Origin of the sequence: Shewanella sp. SG44-6 (assembly GCF_014164185.1) — a bacterium.
GTDB lineage: Bacteria > Pseudomonadota > Gammaproteobacteria > Enterobacterales > Shewanellaceae > Shewanella > Shewanella vesiculosa.
Genome location: NZ_JACJER010000097.1, coordinates 1 through 17,272, shown reverse-complemented (window position 1 = coordinate 17,272; position 17,272 = coordinate 1). Strand labels below are relative to the sequence as shown.

Annotated in this window: 14 protein-coding genes; 3 read left to right on the top strand and 11 right to left on the bottom strand. The window is 46.4% G+C overall.

Going from position 1 to position 17,272, the window contains the following annotated elements:
- The first annotated feature begins 116 nt into the window (after nt 1-116).
- Nucleotides 117-302: a hypothetical protein gene (locus H5185_RS15870; RefSeq protein WP_124016348.1), complete on the top strand. Its 186-nt coding sequence runs from the start codon at nt 117-119 to the stop codon at nt 300-302.
- Nucleotides 303-889: 587 nt separating this feature from the next.
- Entirely contained in the window at nt 890-1,588 is a 699-nt protein-coding gene (locus H5185_RS15865; RefSeq protein WP_124016347.1) for a Crp/Fnr family transcriptional regulator, read from the top strand.
- Between the two features lie 412 nt (nt 1,589-2,000).
- Here H5185_RS15865 and H5185_RS15860 read toward each other — a convergent pair whose 3' ends face one another.
- Entirely contained in the window at nt 2,001-3,383 is a 1,383-nt protein-coding gene (locus H5185_RS15860) for an NAD-dependent succinate-semialdehyde dehydrogenase (RefSeq protein WP_182742591.1), read from the bottom strand.
- A gap of 82 nt (nt 3,384-3,465) precedes the next feature.
- Nucleotides 3,466-4,554, bottom strand: a complete 1,089-nt coding sequence (locus tag H5185_RS15855; RefSeq protein WP_182742590.1) for an alkene reductase — start codon at nt 4,552-4,554, stop codon at nt 3,466-3,468.
- Between the two features lie 608 nt (nt 4,555-5,162).
- Here H5185_RS15855 and H5185_RS23025 point away from each other — a divergent pair.
- A complete protein-coding gene (locus tag H5185_RS23025; protein ID WP_259396238.1) occupies nt 5,163-5,474 on the top strand; it encodes a hypothetical protein in 312 nt (103 codons plus the stop codon).
- A gap of 117 nt (nt 5,475-5,591) precedes the next feature.
- Here the strand turns inward: H5185_RS23025 and H5185_RS15845 are convergent, their stop codons facing one another.
- The 9 genes from H5185_RS15845 to aguA form a co-directional block, all read right to left on the bottom strand.
- Entirely contained in the window at nt 5,592-7,082 is a 1,491-nt protein-coding gene (locus H5185_RS15845) for an FMN-binding glutamate synthase family protein (RefSeq protein ID WP_182742588.1), read from the bottom strand.
- A gap of 9 nt (nt 7,083-7,091) precedes the next feature.
- Nucleotides 7,092-8,321 (bottom strand): thiamine pyrophosphate-dependent enzyme, encoded by a 1,230-nt coding sequence (locus H5185_RS15840; RefSeq protein ID WP_310741673.1) that lies wholly within the window; start codon nt 8,319-8,321, stop codon nt 7,092-7,094.
- A gap of 3 nt (nt 8,322-8,324) precedes the next feature.
- Nucleotides 8,325-8,828, bottom strand: a complete 504-nt coding sequence (locus H5185_RS23020; protein WP_259396237.1) for a thiamine pyrophosphate-binding protein — start codon at nt 8,826-8,828, stop codon at nt 8,325-8,327.
- 104 nt (nt 8,829-8,932) lie between these two features.
- A complete protein-coding gene (locus H5185_RS15835) occupies nt 8,933-10,282 on the bottom strand; it encodes an APC family permease (RefSeq protein ID WP_182697064.1) in 1,350 nt (449 codons plus the stop codon).
- A 37-nt stretch (nt 10,283-10,319) separates the two neighbouring features.
- Entirely contained in the window at nt 10,320-11,036 is a 717-nt protein-coding gene (locus H5185_RS23015) for an FAD-dependent oxidoreductase (RefSeq protein ID WP_310741672.1), read from the bottom strand.
- Between the two features lie 365 nt (nt 11,037-11,401).
- A complete protein-coding gene (locus tag H5185_RS23010; protein WP_259396236.1) occupies nt 11,402-12,031 on the bottom strand; it encodes an NAD(P)-binding protein in 630 nt (209 codons plus the stop codon).
- Between the two features lie 166 nt (nt 12,032-12,197).
- A complete protein-coding gene (locus tag H5185_RS15825; protein ID WP_182742587.1) occupies nt 12,198-12,857 on the bottom strand; it encodes a DsbA family protein in 660 nt (219 codons plus the stop codon).
- Nucleotides 12,858-13,657: 800 nt separating this feature from the next.
- Nucleotides 13,658-15,364 (bottom strand): amidase, encoded by a 1,707-nt coding sequence (locus tag H5185_RS15820; protein ID WP_182742586.1) that lies wholly within the window; start codon nt 15,362-15,364, stop codon nt 13,658-13,660.
- Nucleotides 15,365-15,442: 78 nt separating this feature from the next.
- Nucleotides 15,443-16,555, bottom strand: coding sequence for an agmatine deiminase (aguA, locus tag H5185_RS15815; RefSeq protein ID WP_124016337.1), 1,113 nt, complete (start codon nt 16,553-16,555; stop codon nt 15,443-15,445).
- Nucleotides 16,556-17,272 lie beyond the last annotated feature (717 nt).

Here is a 17,272-nt window from a genome sequence, read left to right as displayed (position 1 = left end):
GTGAATAACTATCAGCTTGCACCAAATTTCCTATTCAATCTGTTCGGTGTCGCACTGAATAAGCACGAATACTAGCCTAATCTAAATCTATCTATACATTTTTAAGGTGAACTAACATGACTGACATAGAAAAATTAGAGTTAGCGGCCCATCGCAGCGATATCATCGATGACGTCAACAATTTGATTGAGAAATATCGCGCTATTTTTGGATGGGATGTGCCCGATATCGATGAAGACTTGGCAAACAGATTAATTTTGAATGAAGTTCGTCAGGCACTTGATGATATTCAAAATAAATAAATGGCAAATATCAGCCAAAACACCTCAACATGTGAGTTATAGGTAGATGAAAAAAGTCAGGTGCTAAGTGCACCTTGCATTAGACTGCACCTAAACTTAAAGCACATAAACTTAACTAACTCCGGCGGTGAGGCCGACTGTCTAGCCGCTATAAAATGGCTCTTGCCATCACTTTGCTGCTCAGCCTTTTTATGCCATTCATCTTCACAAAATAGCAACCTTAGTCGCTGACTTTCTGCCTCAAAGTAATCGCTGTAGGCTGTTGTTTAGTCTCTTTCCTATGAGCAAAACGCAGCTTTGCAAAGACCTTTTTTACTATCTGCCCTCACTAAATTTCCTGTCGATATCCATAAATACCACCCAAAATGCAATAGCTTTTACAAGGAAAATAATGGCTCCACTGCCTGCAGTGATAGCTAATGACGCTAATGACGCTGAGCAATGCACTTTACCCTACTCGATTCAACAAACTCTGTTATATTGATAATGAGATTACTTAAGCATTATGCAATCTTGAATAAAAGCAATAACATAGGAAATTTCATAGCTAGTGGTGAATGATTCACTTTAATATAAAAAGGTTATCAATGATTGACCCAAATGAGAACGCATTACTTAAAGCATTACCTGAAGAGACAAAAAAGCGCTTATTTCCGCAGTTAAAGATAATAAAACTGCCCTTAGGTAAAGTTATTTATGAAGCTGGTCAAAACCTTGAAAATGTCTATTTCCCCATCGACAGTATTGTCTCTTTACTGAACGTTCTCGAAGACGGGGCATCGGCAGAAATATCTGTTGTCGGCAATGAAGGTTTAGTGGGCATTGCGGTGTTTATGGGGGGAGAAAGCACCATAAATCGCGCCATAGTGCAAAGTGCAGGCCGAGCCTATAAATTGTCCGCATCAGTATTGTTCGATGAATTTAACGACAATCAAAACCTTCGCGAATTGTTATTACGTTACACCCAAGCACTGATGGCCCAAATGGCACAGACGGCAATATGTAATAGACACCATTCTATCGATCAGCAACTTTGTCGTTGGCTGCTGCTATCACTTGATAGACTGGCTAGCAACAATCTCACTATGACCCAAGAATTGATCGCCAACATGTTAGGCGTCAGACGAGAAGGCGTAACTGAAGCCGCCGGTAAACTGCAAAAACTTGGGGTAATCAACTATAAGCGCGGCCAAATTACCGTGACCAACAGACAAAAACTCGAAACCCTGTGCTGCGAATGTTATGCCGTGGTAAAAACTGAAACCGATAGACTAGAAACTTATTAACTAAAATATCTATGCTAAGTTTCACTCATTGACGTCTTGACAGATAAGCGACTATCTTGTGATTTAACATAAATCATCCCAGCCTTATAGAATATCGTCATGCCGTTTCGATATCCGCCCAAGCAAGGTTAATCGGCTTCACAACTAGACGCTTAAGATGAAATGAAATGAAATGATTTCATTTCATTCAAACCCAGTGTTGTGAAGCCATGATATTTTGAAACCATAGCATTATGAAATCATAGCATTGTGAAACCATAGCCACCTACCCCATTGATTTACTTGAGTCCTCAATAGTGATGTCGCTATCTTAGGTGACTATGCGCGTTCGCCATGTTATGCCGTTGCCTTATAGGGTATTGCTTGTGAAATATTAATATTTTCATTTTGCTAACCCTTAGATGTGCAACCGTTACACCGGTGCTGCCATCGAAATGGTGCGAACCAACTTCTTATTAACGAACTGCTGAATGCCCATTTCGCCGAGCTCGCGGCCATAACCGGAATCTTTGACGCCGCCGAACGGCAGCGCGGCATCGGTCCAATCAATATTGTTGATGAACATCATGCCGGTATCAATCTGACTGGCGACGCGTTTGCCACGAGCTGCATCTTCGGTAAACACCGACCCACCAAGTCCGAAGTCTGAGTCGTTGGCAAGCGCGATGGCCGCAGCCTCGTCCTTGACCCGAAAAATTAACGCGACTGGGCCGAAGAACTCAGTGCGATAAGCAGGATTGCCTGGTGCAATATTGGTCAGTATCGTGGTCTGCATGAACGATCCCGGGCAGTCGATACGCTTGCCACCCATTAACAGCTTAGCCCCATGGGCTACAGCATCATCGACCTGCTTCAAAATATTAACCAGAGCGGCTTCTTGCGACATCGGCCCCTTGGTGGTTTTTTCGTCCATCGGATCGCCAGGTTGCTGAAGTTCAAGCGCGGTTTGAAACTTGTCGATGAATTTATCAGCAATCGAATCGAGCACAATAAAGCGTTTCGCAGCACAGCAGGTTTGTCCCTGGTTGTACATACGTCCCCAAACTGCCCAAGGAATAGTGTTGTCGAGATCTGCGTCATCAAGCACGATAAAGGCATCACTGCCACCGAGCTCCATTGACGAGGGTTTGAGGTTCTGCCCTGCTCGGGCGGCAACGCTTCTGCCAGCGGCAAAACCACCCGTCAGTGCCACGCCCTTGACGCGCGGGTCGTCGATAACCTGGTTAGACTGTTGGTGCGAAACCAGCAGGTTGGTGTACAGGCCTTCTGGGGCGCCCGCATCAATCAGCAACTGCTCAAAGGCAATTGCACACTGGGGCACATTACTGGCATGTTTCACCACCAAAACATTGCCCGCCATCAGTTGCGGGCCAGCGACACGAGCAAGTTGATAAAAAGGAAAGTTCCACGGCTCGACGCAGAAGATCACGCCTATTGGGCTGCTTTCCATATGGGCTTCACCATGTTCCGGGTCAAGTTTCTCTGGAGCTAAAAACGCTTCCGCGTGCTCTGCGTAATAGCTGAGGATTTTGCCACTGAAATTCACTTCGCCACGGGCTTCATCAATTCGCTTCCCCATCTCCAGTGTTGCCAGCTTGGCATAGTCATCAGTATGCGCATGCAGAAGTTCCGCAGCCTTGGTCATAATAGCGGCGCGTTGCTTATAGCTGGTGTTTTTCCATGTTTGGTAACAGGCGTGCGCAGCGGCAAGCTTGATCTCAAGCTGTTCATCACTGATTTCATCAAAGGTCTTCAAGATTGTTCCGTTATTAGGATTAATGCTTTTGTAGGTCATAGTGAAATCCTGTTTTAATTTGGTCTTATGGGCGCCGCAAGCTTGTGTTGAATTTGTGCGGCCTCGGCGATGACTTTTGGCGTTAACGTTCTTGTGACGTCGCCAGAGTGGGATAGTCGGTGTAGCCCTTGGCGCCAGGTACGTAAAAAGTCGCTTCGTCTGGAGTGTTGAGCTCGGCACCTTGGCGCATCCGAGCGACGAGATCAGGGTTAGCCAAAAACGAGCGGCCAAAGGCGACCAGATCGCCATGTTTATCGCGTAACGCCTGTTCAGCACTTTGATGATCGAACCCTCCTGAGAGGATAAACAAGCCATCGAAACCAGCGCGCAGCTTGAGCTTAAAGTCGGCAGGTACAGTTGGCGCCCCCATAGATGAATGATCAACCAAGTGGATATAGAGAAGTCCCTGCGAGGAAAGCGCCTTGGTCAATGCCAGGTACTGCGTCTCTATGTCAGGGAATGCGCCGGTGCCATTGAACACACCATAAGGCGAGAGCCGGATGCCGACCCGGTCGCTACCGATGGCAGCTACTGTCGCAGCCACAATTTCCAGCGCGAGTCGGTTGCGGCCTTCAATGCTCTGACCATAACCGTCATTGCGTAGGTTGATTAGCGGATTCAAAAACTGCTCAATCAGGTAGCCGTTGGCGCCGTGTATTTCGACACCGTCAAAACCGGCTTCCAGCGCGAGTTTTGCCGACGTCACATACTCTTTTACCACATGAGCAATGTCTTCCTCGGTCATTTTGCGCGGCGTACTGTGGGGTTGCATGCCTAGGGTATCGGTATACATCTCGCCGGGACATGCCGCGGAATCAGGTCCGAGTATTTCGGCACCTGCCGGCAAGTTGTCAACATGCGCAACTCGACCGCAGTGCATCAACTGTAAGAAGATTTTACCGCCTTGGGCGTGTACCGCTGAAGTACTTGCCTGCCATGCATTCATCTGAGCGCTATCGAAAAGGCCGGGAATGCGTGGGTAACCCAGTCCGTTCGGGCTGGGCGAAGTGCCCTCGGTAATAATCAGTCCCGCCGTTGCACGTTGGCCGTAGTAGGTTGCCATCAGCGCGTTCGGCATATGCTCAGGCGTAGCCCGACTGCGTGTCAACGGCGCCATTACCATGCGATTGGCTAGCTGTAGCGAGCGGTTAGAAAACGTTTCGAAAAGCATAAGCTAGATATCCTGTTATGTATGATGAGGATGAAACCTGCCGAGCCCGAGGAAAAGATCATTGCGGCAAGTCCTGATAATTACAGCTTGCGCGCTGGCATTTGGCTGGTCTGTTCGTTAGAACACATACCCACAAATGGCGTCTGCAAATCTAATAGGGTCACTGGTTGGCAGAAAGTTCGCTAGCGAACAGATGAAATGTCATCAATAGCATATTGTATATGTGATGCTTACTCGTCAGGCATGAGAGCCAAGATGATTTATGAAGGAGTTTCACTGAATGCTGCGCCTTCTGTGTTTGGATCTGGCTTAGCCTGCTTGTTCGCCCCCCTACCACTGAGCAGAGGAATACTATGATATCCAGACCAATGATACCGACAACACTTTGGGGCTCAACATCCCGACGCGTTACTGAGCTGACCCTACTTGCGATACTAACCCTATGTGGGCCGTCTGCTATCGCAGGCGATGGACCATGGCCGTCATTTACAGCGACGGCGCTTAGCGGCGAAAAAGTTGACAGTAACAAACTGATAGGTCAACCGACACTGCTGATACTTACGCCGTCTCGCAATGCTGCAATATCCACTCGGGAGTGGGTTAACACATTGCGCTCAGAGATAGATCATAGTAAATATCGGGTTCGCGACGTACTGGCTGTCAATTTACCCTTCTTTATGTCGGAAGAAGATGTCATTGGCCGCGCCAAAGAACAAGTGCCGCAGCGCTATCACGATCAAACCTGGATTCTCAACTCACAGATCATGGAAAGCGCCTTGGGTGTGCCGTCCGATAGCGAAGAGGCGGTCATTGTTGTTTTGGATAAGAACGGTAATCTGATCTCGCAGGTTCACGGTAAAGTCACGGCGGCGCGGATGAGTGAGGTCACCAATGCTTTGCAGAGCCTCGCGAGTGACTAACCGTCTCCGTCACTGACAATTGTTATACGTAATATCCCTGCCAATAGTATATTGGCAGGCGTGGACCCGGCTTCTGTTATAACGATACGGCGATTGGAGCGGCATGATCCATAAAAATCAGCGGGCTTTTACCACTTCAGCATAGGAAAGCCAGTGCTTATCCACCTTCCTGTAAATTAAATTTTGATTCATTTCTTCAAGTGAATGACAACCCGAAGCGGCCATTAGTTGCAAAAAATCGTCCAACATATGCTGGTGATAATTCCTGACCCTTTGCCATTTTTCTGCAACCACCAAGCCTCGCACTAATTTGGGGTTATTTGTGGTGACGCCTGTAGGACACTCATTGGTGTTGCATTTCAAGGACTGAACACAACCCAAAGCCAGCATCATGCCCCGAGCGGAGTTACACACATCAGCCCCGATACAAAGGGCTTTAAACAAATCAAAAGCGGTAAATATCTTAGTCGCCGTAATCACTTTTATGTCTTGTTTGAGCTTGTAGGTATTGAGCGTATCCACGACAAAAAGCAGTGCATCTTCCCAAGGCATACCAACATAGTTTGAGAAATCGATAGGTGCCGCGCCCGTTCCCCCTTCTGCACCATCCACAGTGATGAAATCGGGTTTGATGCCTGTTTCGAGCATTTTTTCACATATTTCAATAAACTCTTGTTTACTGCCTATAGCAAGTTTGAAGCCGACAGGTTTTCCGTTGGATAACACTCTTAATTGCTCAACAAACTGCAATAACCCTTCTGCATTGCTAAAAGCGGAATGGCCGGGAGGAGAAAGCACATCGGTATGGGGTTGAACGCCTCTTATGTCAGCAATTTCCTGATTATTTTTGACTGCGGGAAGTACTCCTCCATGGCCGGGTTTGGCACCTTGTGAGAGTTTAATTTCAATCATCTTCACCTGCGCCCAATTGGCCTTTTGTTTAAATTTTTCCGCATCAAAACAGCCATTTTCTGTGCGACAACCAAAATACCCTGTACCAATTTCCCACACTAAATCGCCACCTTGTAAATGATATTCGGATATACCGCCCTCGCCGGTATCGTGAAAAAAATCACCGGCTTTAGCGCCCAAATTTAAGGCTTGAATGGCATTTTTGCTCAAAGCACCAAAACTCATGGCTGAGATATTAAATAGGCTAGCACTGTAAGGTTGTTGGCAATCTTTGCCACCAATCACAACCCGTGGCGGTGTGTCCATTTTCTTAGCGGGATAGATGCTGTGCTGCATCCATTTATAATTATCATCATATACATTGAGCTCAGTGCCAAAGGGGGATGTTTGATTTTGCTCTTTGGCTCGCTCATAGATGTACCTGCGATGATTCTTATTAATCGGTTTACCATCAGTATCCGACTCCACGAAATATTGATGCAGCTCTGGACCTATCATTTCTAATAGGTAACGAATATGACCAATGACAGGAAAGTTTCTCAGTATCGAGTGTTTTGTTTGAAATAAATCATACAATCCAAGCAGCACGAGCAAGGCTACAAGAACAATAAGACCCGCTAAAGGCCAGAGTATAATGCCGATAATGACGACAAAAATAACCAGGACGATTGTGGTGAACCTAATAGCTTGCTTCATAATGTTTTATCATAATTCCCGTAAGTATTTTAAATCGTTCTTAGTGGTATCGACTATTTCGGCAAATTTTCCATTGACCATTAATTTTGTCATCGATGCCGCAAAGCCTTTTACTTGCTCAAAGTTTAAGGTAGGTGGCATTGCCAAAGCATTGGGATCGGTAAAAATATTGATTATCGCAGGTCCCTTATGCTTGAATCCGTTTACCAGTGCGAGTTCCACATCTTTGGACTCCGTCGCCTCCCATGCAGCAATGTTCATCGCCTCTGCCAATTTTATAAAATCAGGATTAACCATATCCGTCTGCCACTCCATATAACCTTCCACTCGCATTTCAAGTTTCACCATGGCTAACGAACGATTGTTAAAGATGATGATTTTGACAGGAATTTGATATTGGCTAATGGTCATTAAGTCGCCGAGCAGCATTGAAATACCGCCATCACCACAAAACGCAATCACTTGCCGGTCTGGTTGTGATAAACCTGCCCCCATCGCCATAGGCATAGCATTCGCCATCGAGCCATGATTAAAGGAACCGGTCAGGTAGCGATTGGCTCCCGCTTTCAAATAACGCGCGGCCCACACGGCGCTCATCCCCGTATCAACGGTAAATATCGCATCGTCATCGGCAAGTTTATCCACCAAATGAGCGACATATTCTGGATGAATGTTTTTTTCCGATCCCTTTTCTTCCACATAGCTCTCATAGATAGCTTCAATTTTTTGATGCAGTGAACGGGTTTTATCGAGGAAATCCGTGGACGTTTTGGCATCAATTAACGGCATGAGATCTTCAAGAGTTGATTTAATATCACCACAATAACCAAAGTCCACTTTAGCCCTACGGCCTAATTTTTCGGGTTTAGTATCGATTTGAATAATTTTGCATTTTTCGGGAAGGAACTCACTATATGGAAAATCCGTGCCCAGCATCAACAGGACATCGGCTTGATGCATGGCTTCAAAACCAGATTTATTGCCTAACAGCCCATTTAATCCAACGGCATAAGGATTTTCTTTACGTTCAAAAAATATTTTGCCTCGAAAGCTATATCCCAATGGGGCATTAAGCCTTTTGGCCAATTGCATGACTTCTTCAACGGCATCGCGACAACCATGGCCGCAAAACAGCATTACTTTTTCATGTTCGTTAATGACGTTTGCCAGTTCTTGAAGCTGTTCATTGCTTGGGGTTATTCTGGGTTGGGTATAGAAGTTTTTATTCGCCGTATGCACAGATTACAGACTTGCTGAAGCCACATCACCGGGAAGCCCGAGCACAGCGACCCCTTTCTTGCTGATGGCATGCTGAATCGCGGTTTGCAAACCATTGACAGCTTGTTTAGGGGTATTGGCGAGAAATACATATTTTGAACAATCTTGAAATAACGCTTCGGGTCTTGTCTCTTGAAAGTTGTCCAGGCCCATTTTTTCAGTATGAATAGTTGAAGCAATCGCAATAACCGGATTTTCAGCTCTATTGGCATCATAGAGTCCATTGACTAAATGAACATGCCCAGGACCACTGCTGCCCATGCAACAACCGATACCATTTAGCTCAGCTTCCATAGATGCCGCATAGGCGCCAGCTTCCTCGTGCCTAACATGGATCCATTGCAGTCTACCATCCCTTCGCACAGCATCGTTGACCGGATTAAGGCTATCGCCAGTCACGGCATAAACTCGCTTAACACCGGATTCTACCAGCATTTCGACTAAATGATCTGATACGTTTTTTGACATAATTAGCTCCAATGTTTACATAAAAAATATTCGATATAATGACCAAGCTAAACTGCAGCAGAGAAGCACAGCGAAATGTCCATCTGCTGCAGCTACTATTTACTTTATCCGTGTTTGTGGTCTTTTGATTCGATAGGGTGATGCCTTAAAAACAGCACTTCGACAAGCAGAATAGCCAGCATGACCACACCAGCGACACCGACCACCAATGGATCACTGTTTATCTTGACCCAGACAAAACCACCCAGAACAATCAGATCAAGGATAATGGCGGTGATCAAAATACTGAGTTTTGCACCTATGTCATGGCGCAAATGTCGCAAGATCCCCCAATGTACCGCGATATCCATAATCAGATAAAAGATGATGCCCATAGCCGCAATCCGCGTCAGGTCAAAAAATATGGTCAACAGCAAACCTAAAATGACGGTATAAACCAGGGTGTGCTTTTGGATGCTACCGGGCATGCCAAAATGGCTATGGGGAACGAGTTTCATATCGGTCAGCATTGCCAACATCCGTGAAACCGCAAATATGCTGGCGATAACACCGCCTGCTGTTGCCAACATGGCCAGAACAACCGTAAACCAGACGGCATACTCGCCCAGTGCAGGCCTTGCAGCGGCGGCCAACGAGTAATTTCTTGTTTCGATGATTTGCTGAAGTGACAGGTTACTGGCGACGGAATAGCCCACCAGCGTATAAATCACCACACACAAAGCAATAGCGATCATAATGGCTCGGCCTACATTTCGGTGAGGATCGATAAGCTCTGAGCCACTATTGGTAATGGTGGTAAAGCCCTTAAAGGCCAAAATACCCAGCGCGGTTGCACCAATAAAACCAGCGATTGTTGCACCAGAAGTTGAAGCGTCTGGACTGACTGTTGAGAAATCGACTTCTACCGAACCTGCCACCATTACGCCAACGATACCGAACAAAACGATACCGCCAATCTTAATAAAGCCGAGCACCGACGCGACACCTTCGATCATCTTGTTGGCGGACAAATTGATCAGAAACGCCACCAGCAACAATCCGGCACCCAATGTCGGCACCAACAAGCTAGTATCATCGATACCAAACAGCTGCAATGTATAAGTACCAAAGGTACGCGCCAGAAAACTCTGAGCTATCACCATTGAAAAATACATCAGCAGGGAATGAAAAGCGGTTGTCACCGTGCTGCCGTAAGCTTTTTTCAGGTACATGGCTATGCCACCGGCGGAAGGATAGGCATTGGACATTTTGACGTAAGAATATGCACTAAATATGACAACCACCGCAGCCGAAAGAAATGCCAGCGGGAAAAGGCTTCCGGTCATCTGGGCCATCTGGCCCGTCAAGGCAAATATACCAGCGCCAATCATAACGCCAGTGCCAAGCGCAACGGCACCGACTAATGTCAGGCTATCTTTTTGATAATGCGACTTTTTATCCTCATGGTCATGCATAAGTCCTCCGCTATTTGTGTTTTATATAAGCTACTCTTTATCCGGCAAGCCCAAAGGCGATTAGACTTATTGATAACATAACCATGACGATTAAACCAACATCCAACACGTTTGGAAGTTTGCAGTAATAAAGCACATCGTCTATTTTCCCAGGGACGTTCAACACCAGAAAGTTCGACTGTGGAATGACCTTAAGTTGCGGCTCAAAAACCTTTACCGCCAGCTTGCCACTCTCGACCGCGGCCTCAATGCTCCACACATCTGCGGTCGTTTGGGTGTGAGCGCCTGCAAGAACAAGGTTGGATATTGTCGTCTTTTGCTGTGGCATATATTGCTGGGTATTGGTCGAATTCACCCATTTGGGTTGCGCCGATGTTATTCCTTCAGGAGAAAACGTCCATTCATGCCAAACTGTGATTTTTACAATGGAAAAATCTTGCCAGCTTTTGCCGCCGTTAGCCTTTTTCACCAGTTCATCTAGGGTATGACTCTGTTTTAATTGAAATAACACTTCATCAAGAAATTGTTCCTCAGTGCATTGTTCCAAACAAAGACCATGAACCGGGCCTGGGACTTTTGAAACGCAAGCGGTGACAGTCCACAATGATTGAATATCGTCCCCCAGAGAACTCGACTCTCCCCAAGCTTGTTCCTGAGAAAAAAGCGTCAGGTTAAAGGCGGAGTCTGAAATAACCAGCGCGCATCTTTGTCGCAGCCAAGACATTTTTTCTTTGAAGCCAATTCTAAAAGACACTTGGGCGTGAGGCCCCTGTTGTACCAAGGATTTAAAAAGATTAAGTTGCGGTTTATTTTCAAGCTAAGGGGTTCTTGCCAAGATATCTGCCGCAGAAAAAGGATTCAGTGCCAGGACATAGATATCGGCCTGAACGGTTTCGCCATTGGCGAGCTCTGCCGCTGTGATGCTGTTATTCTCAAAACTCAAACGATGAAGTGGGGTCTGCCAATGAAACTCGACCTGCTTTTGCTTCAGGTCATCGACCCACTTATCAAACCAAACCTCGCTGCTGGGCCCGTTCAGAAGCAGCCAACCGTCGCGCGCCGTGTGATCCCACGGGCCGCCTTCACTGTCTCCTGAATGATGATACGAATACTTGGTGACTAATTGTTTACGAAAAAATGCGCCACATGGTGGAAAGAAACATGACACCAGTCGGAACCCACCCAAGGGCCAAAAGTGGAACTCCAGGTGCTCAGCGTCGAAGGGGCTAAATAGGGGCGCCAAGCTTCTTTAGCATTGATGTTGCTGTACTTTTGGCTGCTCCTATTATTTGAACACCATGCTTTTCCCATCAGCCAACACCAAAGCCATTTTTCTTTGGTCGTCATACTAAACAGGTTTTCCAAATCGACATTTTTGGAATTAGAATCACCAAAATGCGCCGTGCCTGAATTGGGCGCCAAGCCGAATACTACCGGCCTTGAAAGGATGTTGTCATAAAGACTGGAGTGTTCATCAAAGGGGATTTCCTTGATGAGTTCGAAAAAATTGTTATACCAAGGGCCCATTCCATGCCAGGAGTATTCAGAAGGCATATCTTGATCTTCTTTTCTTCTGGCACTTCTAAAAAAACCACCGGCATCAGGATTGGCTTCGAACACTTTGACTTTATAGCCAAGTTTTACAAATTCATGCGCTGCCGTTAGTCCGGCAATACCGCCACCAAAAACAGCAACCGTTTTCGCTTGTGTGGCTGATTCTGTGGACGTAGACATAGATTCGGCTACCATTTATACCTCTTAATATTATCATCGCTCTTGTCTAACGTGCTTGTAGGGGAGATTTTAGAGTTCATGTTTCTCTTTATGTATCGAATGGTCCAAAATCCCTTAATCGCTAAGCAGGCATTTGGTCGATGTCACTATCGATAGCATCAATGAGCGAATCGCGCTCATTTCAGCACCAGCTTGCCTCATCTGTTGGATGCTTTAAAAGCTCTTCAACATTGGCAAGAATGACGCGAAAACCTACGTCGCCGTACAATATTTGTCGCCCACCATCAAGCACAAAAGACGGGCTACCGTTAATGTTTTGTTGCTTTGATTTTTGATAGTCACCCATTAAAGACGCCATAGCAGAACCATCACGAATACTGGTATCGATGGCGTTTAGGTCAAGTCCATTGGCGTTAGCTAAATCATAGAGCACGTCAAGATTGCCAATATCCAAGCCATCGATAAAAAATGCACTTCGAAACGTTAGCGCCATATCGATACTTTTCTTTTTATCATAAGTATTCTCTATCGCTTTAAGCATCAAATGCGCATTGGCTGAAGTCGTGGGTCTAACTTGCGTCCATACTTTTGGGTTTACATGAGCGTATTCAAAGGCAGATACAGACTGTTGTATGTGCTCGGCAAAGCCAATAAAACCGCCTTTTGATTGCCATTGGGTGTTTATTTTTGTCGGTACATCACCAAAAACATCAACGTAGTAACATTGAAGTTCGATGCTGTTTGCCAATTTTTTATTAAGTTCATCGACACGTTTTTGAGCAATCCAAGCCCAAACACAAAGAATGTCAGTGTAATAATCTATGACTAAGGTTTTATTCATTTGGCATGTCACTCCTGCATCTGAGGCGATTTAATGACACTATGGGATAAGGTCAGAACTTCAAATGATGCCATCAGTCGATCACACTGTCTGTGCGACTGCGTACATACACTTATCTACAGACATCTCAGCACCATTACCTGTCAACAAGCATGCAAATGAATGGCACGATTTCGTAATATCTTGAGCCTTAGTCTATAGCAGGCCTAGTGCAGAAAAGAATTTCTGTTCTAGGTACAGTGCTGACAATTAGATTTGATTGTGATCAGTAACTTCAGGTGTGAGTTTGCCCTTAACACTGATCGACCATTTTATTGAAAGTGATTCGACTGAATCGGTTTAGATCACAACATTTTGGCAAATCGATAACCCAAACGACACCCTTTCGCGCTCAAAAAAGTGATGGGGCAAGCGCTTTTAGCTGAACGATCAGCGAAAGGCTTAGTTAAGATTGACCTTGGGCTTGGCGCACCATTGAGCGTTGGCGGCCAATATGTCGCCGTCAAGTCTCTGTGGAAACTATGAGGATTACCGCGTAACAAATAGGTGACCATTTTACATGCCACTCATTTGCTCAAACCTAGATCAAAGTATTGATTTCGCAATTAATAATCGACGCTATGATTGGCAGTAAAAGGCCGTCTTAAGTGGTGTTTTGAGGACGTTTGCTCTTTGACTATGCTCAACGACATCTTTGCATCATGTGTATGTTAACGATGTATTTACGTTGGCGTTAAAAAACGGGATTGACGTGTAGACGCCAATCCCGTTCTGTATTACTAAGTGCTTTGGCTTAGTGCTTATTGACTAAGCTCTGGCGTGCGCGCAGGTATGATGCGCTTGCCACCAGTTGCCTCAAATGCACCAGCAAACCTCAGCAGATTATTGTCGTCATAAGCACGGCCCGCGAACGTCAAACCGACTGGCATGCCAATATCGGCCATAACCCCCATAGGCACGGTCACCGTTGGTACACCTAAGTGACGAATCGCTAGGTTGCCGTTAGCGACCCAAATACCATTACTCCAGGCAATATCTGCGGAAGCTGGATTAACATGCGCATCCGCCGGCCCCACGTCTGCCATAGTTGGGAACAGCACGGCATCAAGTTTTAACTCGTCCATCCAATCTTCGAGATCCAGCTTGCGCGTCTTCTCTAAACCACGCAGACCATCCGGTATGCTGTCGATTTGGTTATACGACTTGAGACCTCGTTTGGCCATGTTGACATACTCATCCATACCAGCGGCAAGATCGCCCTCACGATTGGGCAAGGTGCCAAGGTCGTGCGGGAAAATCAAATGGCCGTTGACGTCAGCCAGTTTGTTGAGTTTAGGATCATTATTGGCACGCAAGAATTCATCAAATGCCCAGCCCGATAGTGCCCACAGCTCATCATCGAGAAATTCAGGCGTAACGATGCCGCGATTAAACACAGTCGGCGCGCCTGGGCGGTCACCTTCGCAGTTAGACACCAGCGGAAAGTCAACTTCAATCACTTCGGCTCCGGCAACTTCCAACGCTGTGCGTGCAGCCTGCCAAAGGTCGATCACTGATGCACGCGTATTGATACGCTGACCGGTCGGGCCGCCGATACCAGGGGTTTCGCTGGTGCCAGCTAATTCATCCTTATTGATATACATGCGCGGCACCCCGAAACGCTTACCTTTGAGCGTGTCGGCCTGAGCGGCAAGCGCCACATAAGATGCTGGACGGATTGTTGATGCTTTGGGAATTTCGACCCAAGGTTGCAGACGCCATAGATCGCCACGGGTGATCGGGTCGTCAGCAACGATAACATCCAGCACTTCGAGCATGTCTGCCATAGTGCGAGTGTAAGGCACCACTACATCCATGGTCGGTGTCAACGGCCAGTTGCCGCGCACAGAAATCACGCCCCGAGATGGGGTATAGGCGCACAGACCATTGTTTGATGCCGGCCCACGCCCGCTCGACCAGGTCTCTTCGGCTAGGCCAAAAGCAGAATAGCTTGCTGCCGTACCAGTACCCGCGCCGTTAGAAGAACCAGAGGCAAAAGGTGCGGTGAGGTAGTTAGCGTTGTATGGACTTTCGGCGCGACCGTAGTGACCGCGTTGCATACCACCATTGGCCATAGGTGGCATGTTGGTTTTACCTAAACAGATAGCACCCGCGGCGCGCAAGCGCTCAACGGCAAAGGCATCGTATTGGGCAACCAAGTCCTTAAACGCTGGGCTTCCAGAAGCTGCCGTCAGCCCCTTAACCAAGTAGCTGTCCTTGGCGGTATAGGGAATACCGTCAAGTGGGCTAAGTGTTTCACCATTAGCTCGGCGTGCATCAGAAGCCTCTGCTTCCTTGATCGCATCAGGGTTGCGGACGACTAATGCATTCAGCTTAGTCTGTGTCGCTGGGCCGTCGTAAGCATCAATTCGTGCAAGATAAGACTGCACCAGTTCAACCGCAGTGGTACGACCGGATTCGAGGGCGGCACGTAGCTCGGCAATAGAAACTTCAGTTACTTCAAACATGCGACACGCTCCTAATGAAAGCCAATTGTGTTGCAACAACAGTGACATACATGGTCATTGTGTTCTCCTTGGGTTCACTTATTTTCCAGAGGGGATCTGTTGGGTAATACAATGGATATTGCCACCACCTAATAAGATCTCGCGAGCAGGCACACCGACAATCTCATACTCAGGGAAAATCTCCTGCAATTTTTGGGCTGCGATATCGTCGGTTGCAGGATCGAGTAGCGGGAAAACGATACGCTGATTGGTAATTAAAAAGTTCGCATATGAACCCGCTAAACGCTCACCCGCAGTGCGAGGCACACCAGTTCCTTCCATTACGCCTTGAGATTCCTCTTCGGTACAATACAAAGGACCCGGTTGTGGCAATAGATGGATTTTTAACTTACGCCCCTTTGCATCCACAGTACTTTGCAAAATATCCAACGCGGCTTTTGAACGAGGATACTGGGGATCGGTTTGATCATCAGTCCAGTGTAAAACCACTTCACCAGGGCGAACAAAACAGCACATATTGTCAATATGTCCGTCGGTCTCATCCATGTACACGCCTTCTGGCAACCAGATAAACTGCTGCACATTTAAATAATCGCCCAGTAATGCTTCTATCTGTTCACGACTCAGATCTGGGTTGCGGTTGCTGTTGAGCAAACATTCGGCTGTCGTTATGCAGGTGCCTTCACCATCGACATGAATTGAACCACCTTCGAGGATCAGCGGCGCGACATAACGTTCAAAATCATGCTGTGTTAGCATCTTTTGTGCGACTTGTTCGTCCTTATCCCATGGAGAATACAAGCCACCATTGTGACCTCCCCAGGCATTAAAGCTCCAATCAACACCACGGCGTTCACCCTTGGCATTCATTACTACAGTAGGCCCTGTATCGCGAGCCCAACAATCGTTGCTCTCTATTTCGACCAAAGTGACATGGGAAGGCATCACTGTCTTAGCTTGAACTAAAAATTCTTTAGGTACACCCATATAAACGGGTGTAACTGCACCAATGGCATCGGCCACTTTGGCAAACGTCGCCTGAGCATAAGCTCCTGCAGAGCGCCAGTTATCAGGACGATACGGCCAAATCATCCACACCGCTTGTTGCGCAGCCCATTCTGCGGGCATGTAAAAACCATCTTGTGATGGCTTAGTCGTTAACTGCGTGGCATCCACTGTCACGTTTGTCATGAGTTTTGTCTCCAGTAATGCTGAAAATCTATAAGGGTGTGCGTCCTAACATAGGACGACAGAATAAAAATACACCTAACGTTAATCAAATCAATAAATCGTATTACCGCATTCATCAGGCGATAGTTAGGCCAAAATTGCCACGTCTTCACTCGGTGAGTTTCAGCTTGGTTGAAATATTACTGTGTATCTTATCATTTAAGACTGCTTGCGTTGGATAGTTGTATGCAGGGCATAGATAATAATTTGTAAGGTAAGAAGGTTGCAAGCTTAATGCACTCTTGATGAGTGCAATCACGCAATGGGATACATAATTTACGCCTTAAGGCACATTTCTGGGCAATTTTTAGTGACATAGTTATTAAGGCTTTTTAGGTGTTGCTAATATCCAACGGACTACCTTTATGAAGAGTCTACTATTCTAGAAGCTTACCAGGTTCAAAGTCTTATCTTTCGCCAAACAAAAAGCCTTATCATTTCTGATGAGGCTCTCTCGTTGAATCTTGAGAACGGATAGCTTTCTTTTATAAAGAGGACCCGTGGGTTTAAAGTCCTATCTATCGCCTAAACAAAAAGGCCTTATCTTTCGATATAATGCCGCTCGCTTAACAGTGAGCGGCTCTTTTCTTATAGGGGTAACGTGGTGCTTTATATAGCACTTGTCTTGGAAATGGTTTTCGCTTTCTTTTTTTTGGTAGGATTAATCGCTTTCCATTC